2 tRNA genes and 1 rRNA gene are annotated in these 2,500 nt (G+C 59.4%); all 3 read left to right on the top strand.

The annotated features are described in order from the left end of the window. Positions 1–356 precede the first annotated feature (356 nt). The 3 genes from DBZ32_RS21900 (at position 357) to DBZ32_RS21910 (ending at position 2,351) form a co-directional block, all read left to right on the top strand. Positions 357–1,845 (top strand): 16S ribosomal RNA (locus DBZ32_RS21900). A gap of 307 nt (positions 1,846–2,152) precedes the next feature. Next, a tRNA-Ile gene (locus DBZ32_RS21905) sits at positions 2,153–2,229 on the top strand. A 46-nt stretch (positions 2,230–2,275) separates the two neighbouring features. After that, positions 2,276–2,351 (top strand) — tRNA-Ala (locus DBZ32_RS21910). Positions 2,352–2,500: the final 149 nt, after the last annotated feature.

The raw sequence follows: 2,500 nt of genomic DNA on the forward strand, positions 1-2,500 counted from the left end.
GCTGATTGACATTGTTGGTATGAGAGAGCGGAAGGGATGCGCGGGCAGTGGCGCTGTGATTTCCGGTTGGTCTTTGGCGGGTGCTGGACTTTGTTGGTTTGGCATCTGTTGAGTTTGGTATGGGACCGGTTGGGGTACGGCGTTTTTTCTGTTTGGGCGTTCTGGACGCAGCGAAAGCTCGACGTACGCTTTTGCCGGCTGGATTTTGGGGGAGAGATTTCCTTTGGTCTGGTCGGTGAGGGAAGACGTAAATCTAGTACTAGACATAGTACCCTGTCGGATCCCTTGGACGAGCTGGGCCTGAAGTTTTGGGATTGTCTTTCGGGATGGTTTCGAGGTTTTGGGTTTGGCGAGGTTAATCTGAGAGTTTGATCCTGGCTCAGAACGAACGCTGGCGGCAGGCCTAACACATGCAAGTCGAACGCACTCTTCGGAGTGAGTGGCGCACGGGTGAGTAACGCGTGGGAACCTGCCCTGGGGTTGGGAATAACCGCTGGAAACGGCGGCTAATACCCGATACGCCTTTCGAGGGAAAGATTTATCGCCCCGGGATGGGCCCGCGTCCGATTAGCTTGTTGGTGGGGTAATGGCCCACCAAGGCATCGATCGGTAGCTGGTCTGAGAGGATGATCAGCCACACTGGGACTGAGACACGGCCCAGACTCCTACGGGAGGCAGCAGTGGGGAATCTTGGACAATGGGGGAAACCCTGATCCAGCCATGCCGCGTGGGTGAAGAAGGCCTTAGGGTTGTAAAGCCCTTTCAGTCGTGACGATGATGACGGTAGCGACAGAAGAAGCCCCGGCTAACTCCGTGCCAGCAGCCGCGGTAATACGGAGGGGGCAAGCGTTGTTCGGATTTACTGGGCGTAAAGGGCGCGTAGGCGGATGATCAAGTCAGAGGTGAAAGGCCCGGGCTCAACCTGGGACGTGCCTTTGAAACTGATTGTCTTGAGTGCGGGAGAGGGTGACGGAATTCCCAGTGTAGAGGTGAAATTCGTAGATATTGGGAAGAACACCGGTGGCGAAGGCGGTCACCTGGCCCGCAACTGACGCTGAGGCGCGAAAGCGTGGGGAGCAAACAGGATTAGATACCCTGGTAGTCCACGCCGTAAACGATGTGCGCTAGCCGTTGGGGCTCGTAGAGTCTCGGTGGCGCAGTTAACGCGTTAAGCGCACCGCCTGGGGAGTACGGCCGCAAGGTTAAAACTCAAAGGAATTGACGGGGGCCCGCACAAGCGGTGGAGCATGTGGTTTAATTCGAAGCAACGCGCAGAACCTTACCAGCCCTTGACATGGGGAGTTTGGTCTTTGGAGACGAAGGCCTTCAGTTCGGCTGGCTCCCGCACAGGTGCTGCATGGCTGTCGTCAGCTCGTGTCGTGAGATGTTGGGTTAAGTCCCGCAACGAGCGCAACCCTTGTCCTCAGTTGCCATCGGGTAGGGCCGGGCACTCTGGGGAGACTGCCGGTGACAAGCCGGAGGAAGGCGGGGATGACGTCAAGTCCTCATGGCCCTTATGGGCTGGGCTACACACGTGCTACAATGGCGGTGACAGTGGGCAGCGAAGGCGCAAGCCGGAGCGAATCTCCAAAAGCCGTCTCAGTTCGGATTGCACTCTGCAACTCGGGTGCATGAAGTTGGAATCGCTAGTAATCGTGGATCAGCATGCCACGGTGAATACGTTCCCGGGCCTTGTACACACCGCCCGTCACACCATGGGAGTTGGTTTGACCCGAAGCCGGTGCGCTAACCGTAAGGAGGCAGCCGACCACGGTCAGGTCAGCGACTGGGGTGAAGTCGTAACAAGGTAGCCGTAGGGGAACCTGCGGCTGGATCACCTCCTTTCTAAGGATGCCCTTGGGGGCCGGAGTTCTTTTCCGTGTCATGCGGGGTCCGTTCGCGCGGGCCCTGAAGCGCGGGGGTGGGTTTCGGAGCCTGAGAGCTTCCAAGACATACGGCCAGACCTGACGGCCCGTCTTTATGGCGGGTGCCGTCCGGGGCCGAAGGCAATCGAGCGCCGCTGCCTCCGCATCCCTTTTGTCTCCTCGATCGCGGGGCCGGGCCGTCATGGGTCCGGCTTTTGCCGTGCCGTCAGGTGCCCCAGGATAGACTGGCCGGATGCTCTGGCCAGGACGCCTGGCCGGGTGCGCTCGGGCCTGTAGCTCAGTTGGTTAGAGCGCGCGCTTGATAAGCGTGAGGTCGGAAGTTCAAGTCTTCCCAGGCCCACCAAGGTTTTGGGGCAGGCTTTTGGCCGGAGAAGGGGCCTGGGAGTTTTGGGGCCGTAGCTCAGTTGGGAGAGCGGTAGCTTTGCAAGCTTCAGGTCGCCGGTTCGATCCCGGCCGGCTCCACCAGTTCTTGGAGCTGGGCGGTTTTGCCGGGTTTTCCTGAAGGGGTTTGGGTTTCAAGGTTGGGTCGATCGATCGGGGTGATGGTCTGTGTGGCTTTGTCGGCTGCGCGGTTTGGAGCTTTCGGGTTTCCGGGCCGCTGCGCTGTCGAGCCG

Source organism: Algihabitans albus (genome assembly GCF_003572205.1).
GTDB lineage: Bacteria > Pseudomonadota > Alphaproteobacteria > Kiloniellales > DSM-21159 > Algihabitans > Algihabitans albus.